The 6,239-nt window shown below is 72.3% G+C and carries 5 protein-coding genes; 2 read left to right on the plus strand and 3 right to left on the minus strand.

Annotated features, from left to right (window positions below):
• Positions 1–100 precede the first annotated feature (100 nt).
• Both MQN93_RS42650 and MQN93_RS42655 read right to left on the minus strand, forming a co-directional pair.
• Positions 101–2,293: a DEAD/DEAH box helicase gene (locus MQN93_RS42650; RefSeq protein ID WP_242713748.1), complete on the minus strand. Its 2,193-nt coding sequence runs from the start codon at positions 2,291–2,293 to the stop codon at positions 101–103.
• Positions 2,294–2,384: 91 nt separating this feature from the next.
• A complete protein-coding gene (locus tag MQN93_RS42655) occupies positions 2,385–3,215 on the minus strand; it encodes an oxidoreductase (protein ID WP_016437769.1) in 831 nt (276 codons plus the stop codon).
• Positions 3,216–3,355: 140 nt separating this feature from the next.
• Here MQN93_RS42655 and MQN93_RS42660 point away from each other — a divergent pair, with 140 nt between their 5' ends.
• Positions 3,356–4,267: a LysR family transcriptional regulator gene (locus tag MQN93_RS42660; protein WP_016437768.1), complete on the plus strand. Its 912-nt coding sequence runs from the start codon at positions 3,356–3,358 to the stop codon at positions 4,265–4,267.
• Between the two features lie 33 nt (positions 4,268–4,300).
• Here MQN93_RS42660 and ychF read toward each other — a convergent pair whose 3' ends face one another.
• Positions 4,301–5,389 carry a redox-regulated ATPase YchF gene (gene ychF, locus MQN93_RS42665; protein WP_016437767.1) on the minus strand — a complete coding sequence of 363 codons (1,089 nt, stop codon included), beginning with the start codon at positions 5,387–5,389 and terminating at the stop codon, positions 4,301–4,303.
• 199 nt (positions 5,390–5,588) lie between these two features.
• On the opposite strand from ychF, the gene MQN93_RS42670 reads away from it, so the two are divergent.
• A complete protein-coding gene (locus MQN93_RS42670) occupies positions 5,589–6,230 on the plus strand; it encodes a DUF6542 domain-containing protein (RefSeq protein ID WP_106964599.1) in 642 nt (213 codons plus the stop codon).
• The last annotated feature ends 9 nt before the right edge of the window (positions 6,231–6,239 follow it).

Raw genomic sequence — 6,239 nt, forward strand, 5'->3', positions numbered from 1 at the left:
CAGAGAATCACTCGATGTGATGACATGTGGGTGCGGAGGCCTTTACGCAGGCACTTTCTCCCCGCTATGGAGGCCGTCACACCTCACATCCGGGGTCGGATCACGGGTCCGCGGGAGCGCGTCCGGCACCGGCGAGTCTTTGCTGCTCCTCCTCGACGATGCGGCGCGCGAGGCTGCCGTCCGAGACGTCGATGGCGTCCGGGGTGGCGTCGGCGGTGTCGCTGCGGCGGGCGTAGGCGTCGAAGAGGCGGTCCTTGTTCTCCAGGATGCGCAGCAGGCGCTCGTCGACGCTGTCCGTGGCGAGGAGTCGGTGCACCTGGACCGTGCGGATCTGGCCCATGCGGTGGGCGCGGGCGACGGCCTGGTGCTCCAGGGTGGGTTTGACCTGCGGCTCGCACAGGATGACCACGGACGCCGCCTGCAGATTGAGGCCGACGCCCCCGGCCTCGATCTGTGAGAGCAGCACCGCGTGTCCGTCGGCGGCCGTGAAGTCGTCGACCAGCTGCTGGCGCCGGGCCGCGGTCACAGAGCCGGAGATCGGACCCAACACGCCGTCCCCGAGCGCGCCTTGGACCGTGGCGAGGACGTCGCGGAAGTACGAGAACACGACCACCTTCAGACCGTTGTCCGCCGCCTCGTCGACCAGTTCGCGCAGCCGCTGCAGCTTCGCGGAGTGCTCCGGGTCGGCGTACGCGGCCCTGCGCATCGCCATGAAGTTCCCCTCGGCGACCGCCGAGCGGTACGCGTCCTGGTCCGCGTCGCTGAGCTCCTCCCACTCGTCGACCTGCAGCAGCGCGGGCAGTTCGGTGAGCACGTCCTGCTGGTTGCGGCGCAGGTAGGCGGGCGCGACCGACCTGCGGAAGACGTTCGGGCCCGCGACCGCGTGGCTGTCGTGTATCTCGGGGACCAGCTCCGGCCGCAGATGGCGGACCAGGGCGCGAAACTCCTCGACGCGGTTCTCCATCGGGGTGCCGGTCAGGAACAGGACGCGGTCGCACGCCTTGGTCCAGCCCGCGACGGAGCGGGCGCGGCGGGTGCCGGGGTTCTTCACATAGTGCGCCTCGTCGACGACGAGCATGCCCGGCCTGGTGCCGTCCGGCTCGGGCAGGGTGTGCAGCACGTCGAAGGTGGTCAGAGCGACGCCGCCGCGCTCACGCCAGTCGGCGTACGCCTCCTGCCGGTCCGGGCCGTGCACCGGCACCGCCCGCAGGACGCTGCGGGAGCGGATCTCCCGCGTCCAGTTGATCAGCACGCTGGCCGGGCAGACCACCAGGAAGTGGCTGTGGCCCTCGGCCGCGAGATGGGCGAGGGCGGCGATGGCCTGGACGGTCTTGCCGAGCCCCATCTCGTCGCCGAGCACGACCCGCCGCTGGGCCAGCGCGAAGCGCGCCCCGAACGACTGGTAGCCGCGCAGCGAGACCCGGCGGTGGGTGTCGTCCAGCGGCTGGGCGTGCACCCGCTCGGCCACGTCGGACGGCAGGAAGCCTTCGGCGGCGGCCTCGTCCGTGCGGTGCCGGGAGACCTCGGCGAGCTGGCTGTAGTACTCGGCGGAGCGCAGCTCGAAGTCGACCCAGGCCTCGATGTCGGAAGCCGGTCCGCGCAGCAGGTCGGTCGAGGCCTGCGTCAGCTGGAGGCGGGTGTCCCTGGCGTCCGCCTCGGCGGTCAGCTCGCGCAGCTCCGCCGTCGCCGCGAGGGCCGCCTGCCGGCGCCGCCGCCCGGTCAGCGCGAGGCGCAGCCGGCCGGTCGCCGGGCGGGCCGCGGGAAGCAACTCGCCGATCCTGCGCTGAAGTTGTCCCGCGGTGTCCACGGCCTTGCGCAGTTCGGGCCCGGCCTCGACCAGGCGATGCAGGGCGACGACCAGGGCGGTGGTGCGGGGTTCGGGCCGGTCGACGTCGATCCGTACGGTGACCGTCTCCTCGACCGCCCGGGCGATCTGCCGGGCCGCCGCCAGGGCCTGGTCGGCGGTCTGGGCGCCGACGCCGGGGATCTGCCGGAGTTCGTAGCGGCTCGCCTCGTGCACCGCGTGCACCGAGGTGAGGCCGGCCGCCTCGACGGCCGCGAGGCGCAGCCGGCCCTCGGTGGCGTCCTTGAGCCGGCCGATCGGGATGGACTCCAGTTCCTCGGCGACGAGTTCGTCCCGGAGCGGGGCCAGCGCCGAGCGCACCGCCTCCAGGGCGCGCTCGTGATCCGCGAGCAGGGTGCGGGCGGTGCCGTACAGCCGCGCGCCCTGCGTGCACAGCGCGCGGGCCCGCCGCCCCACCGGCGGCTCCTGCACCTCCCCGGCCTCCGTCATACCGCCCCTCCCGCTCGTCCGACCCGTCCGCCCATCTTGGCATCGGGGTACGACAACGGGCGGGGCAGTTGCGCGGGAGGGGGTCCGGGATTCAGGCGTCGATCGCGGTGGCCCGTGTGCGCTTCTCCCAGGCGGCGATCTCCGTGCGCACCTGGTCGAGCTTGCCGAGGACGGCCTCGACGCCGTCCTCGCCGAGCGGCAGGTGCAGGGGCGTCTGCTCGGCCTCCAGGGCGGCGAGGATGAGGGCCGCCGCCTTGGCCGGGTCGCCGGCCTGGGTGCCGTCGCCGCCCGCGACGGTGTCACGGGTCCGGCTCACACCGGCGTACACCCCGCTGTCCGCGCTGACTCCCGCGTGGCTGCTGTCGAACAGGGCCGTCCGGAAGGAGCCCGGTTCCACGATCAGCACCTTGATGCCGAAGTCCCTCACCTCGTCGGCGAGGCCCTCGGACAGGCCCTCCAGCGCGAACTTGGTCCCGCTGTACGCCGAGAACCCCGCGAAGGACATCTGGCCGCCCATGCTGCTCATCTGCACGATCGCGCCCGAGCGCCGCTCGCGCATGGACGGCAGCACCGCGCGCGTGAGGGCCGCCGGGCCGAAGACATGCACGTCGAACAGTTCGCGCAGTTCGGCATCGGTGGTCTCCTCGAAGGCACCGACGTGGGTACGGCCCGCGTTGTTGACGAGGACGTCGATCCGTCCGTGCCGTGCGATCACGTCCCGTACGGCCGGTTCGGCGGCGGTGACGTCGGAGACGTCGAGTCGGAGCGCCTCCACCTGGTCGGGGTGGGCGGCCACGAGGTCGTCCAGCCCCTCAGGGCGGCGCGCGGCACCGACCACGACATCGCCCGCGGCGACGGCCGCCTCCGCGATGGCCCGCCCAAGTCCGCTGCTGGCACCGGTGATCAGCCACACCTTGTTCATGACACACCCTCCGTAGGGAGCACTCGAAGCTCCGTTGCGAGCGCTCGGGGCGGCTCTCCTCGTCCGCCCCTGTCGCTCGTCGACCAGGCTGCTCCCATGGCCCCTCGCCCGTCCAAGACCTACGGTGACAACCGATGGCTATGACGACGGACGTCCATGTACGGGACCTGCGCTACTTCGTGACGGTCGCCGAGGAACTGCACTTCACGCGCGCGGCGGAGCGGCTGTATGTCTCACAGCCCGCGCTGAGCAAGCAGATCCGGGCGCTGGAGCGGCAGTTGGGGGTCGAGCTGCTGCGGCGCGACCGGCACAGCGTGGCGCTCACCGCGGCGGGCGCGGCCCTGCTGCCGCACGCCCGGCGGGTGCTGGAGGCGTGGGCGCGGGGCGCGTCGGCGATGGAGCAGGCTCGGGCGGCGCAGCGCAGCACCCTGGTGGTGGGCATGAGCACCAGCCCCGGCCGCGGCGGACTGCTGCCCGCGATCCGCTCCCGCTTCACGTCCGCGCATCCCGAGGCCGCGGTCCGGCTGCGCCAGGTGGGCTGGCAGGACCCGAGCGCGGGCCTGGCGGACGGCGACGCGGACGTGGCCTTCGTCTGGCTGCCGCTGCCGGACCAGGACCGCTACGCCTGGATCGTGGTCGCCGAGGAGCCCCGCCACGTCGCCCTCCCGGAGTCCCACCCACTCGCCGCCCGCTCCGAGGTCGACTTCACGGACCTGGCCGACGAGCCCTTCCTCGCCCTTCCCGAGAGCGCGGGCCCCCTGCGTGACTACTGGCTCGCCCTCGACGAGCGCGCCGGCTCTCCGCCCCGCATCGGCGCGGAGATCGCGAGCACGGAGGAGACGTACGAGGCCCTCGTCGCGGGCCTCGGCGTCTGCCTGGTGGCCGCGGGCAACGTCCCCCTCCTCACCCTCGGCGGCGTGGTGACCCGCCCGGTCCGCGGCGTCTCCCCCAGCCGCTACGCCCTGGCCTGGCGCAAGGAGGACCAGCGACCGCTGGTACGCGCCTACACGCGCGCGTGCCGACAGGTGAGGGACGGGACGGGCAGACGTTGAAGACGGGACGGTCAGAAGTTGGAGACGGGACGGTCAGACGTTGAAGCGGAACTCCACGACGTCCCCGTCCTGCATCACGTAGTCCTTGCCCTCCATGCGCGCCTTGCCCTTCGCGCGGGCCTCGGTGACCGAGCCGGTTTCGACCAGGTCCTCGAAGGAGATGACCTCCGCCTTGATGAAGCCCTTCTGGAAGTCGGTGTGGATGACGCCGGCCGCCTCGGGGGCGGTGGCGCCCTTCTTGATCGTCCAGGCGCGGGACTCCTTGGGGCCTGCCGTGAGGTAGGTCTGCAGGCCGAGGGTGCGGAAGCCCACGTGCGCGAGGGTGGCGAGGCCGGGCTCGTCCTGGCCGACGGACTGCAGGAGCTCGAGCGCCTCGTCCTCGTCGAGCTCGGCGAGGTCGGCCTCCAGCTTGGCGTTGAGGAAGATCGCCTCGGCGGGGGCGACCAGGGCGCGCTGCTCGCTCTTGAAGTCGTCGTCGACCAGTTCGTCCTCGTCGACGTTGAAGACGTAGAGGAAGGGCTTGGTGGTGAGCAGGTGCAGGTCGTGCAGGAGTTCCGCGCGCTCGCCGCCCTGGACGATGCCCTGCCCGAAGAGTGTGTCGCCCTTCTCCAGGATCGCCTTGGCCTCCTCGACCGCCTTGACCTTGGGCGCGATGTCCTTCTTGATCCGCGACTCCTTCTGCAGGCGCGGCAGGACCTTCTCGATGGTCTGCAGGTCGGCGAGGATCAGCTCGGTGTTGATCGTCTCGATGTCGTCCTTGGGCGAGACCTTGCCGTCGACGTGCACGACGTTCTCATCCTTGAAGGCCCGGATGACCTGGCAGATCGCGTCGGACTCACGGATGTTCGCGAGGAACTTGTTGCCCAGGCCCTCGCCCTCGGAGGCGCCGCGCACGATGCCCGCGATGTCCACGAAGTCGACGGTCGCCGGGAGGATGCGCTGCGAGCCGAAGATTTCGGCCAACTTGGCGAGCCGGGGGTCGGGGACGCCGACCACGCCCACGTTGGGCTCGATCGTGGCGAACGGGTAGTTGGCCGCGAGCACGTCGTTCTTGGTCAGGGCGTTGAACAGGGTCGACTTGCCGACATTCGGCAGACCGACGATTCCGATCGTGAGCGACACGTTGCGACTTCCCGTACGTGAGAGACATCAGGGGACTGGGGCTGCGGGCCCGGTCCTTCTGCGGTGCGGGGGCGGGCCGATCCACCAGTCTACGGCGTGCCACCGCAGGTCCCCGCGCCCCGTCGAACGCATGGCCAAGCTCTTCCCATCGGCGTGTCCGAGGCGCGATCGAGCACATAAGCCCACCTAAGTTGGACCGGTGGAGCAACACAGGACGCCACCCCCGCGCAACGGAACGCAACGCGGCAGGCCCCCGCTGCCCCCACAGGCGAAGCGCGGGGGTAGCAGCGGGGCGGCGGGCGGCGGCTCCGGCGCGGTCGCGCGACCCGCCGCGCAGCGCTCCCAGGCCGCCCGCCCCGCCGCCCGTCCGGCGGGTGTCCGCAGACCGGGTACGCCGTTGGCCGAGGCGGTACGGCGGTTGCGCCGGGTGGTGCGGGCGCGGCGGATGCCCGAACCGCGGCTGACCGGGCTCGGCGGCGGTCTGTTCTGCGGGACGCTGATGTTCCTGCTCGGCTGTCTCGACCGGCTGCTGTTCGGGGCCTCGCCGACGGTGTACGGCGTGCTGTTCCTGCCGGTCTGTCTGCTGACCGCGATCTGGGTGCGCAAGAGCGATCTGGCGGCGCCGCCCGTCATCGTGCCGATCGCCTTCGCCGTGGGCCTGCTGCCCGTGGCCGACGGCAGCGGCGGGCTGTCGGGCCGGCTTATGGGGCTCGCGACGGCGCTCGCGACGCAGGCCGGATGGCTGTACGGAGGGACGCTCGTCGCCGGGGTGATCGCAACCGTGCGGAAGGTCAGGCTGATGCGCAGGCGGGCCGACAAGCGCCGCCCGCCCGCGCCCTGACCCGCGGGG

This window comes from Streptomyces spinosisporus (assembly GCF_022698145.1).
GTDB lineage: Bacteria > Actinomycetota > Actinomycetes > Streptomycetales > Streptomycetaceae > Streptomyces > Streptomyces spinosisporus.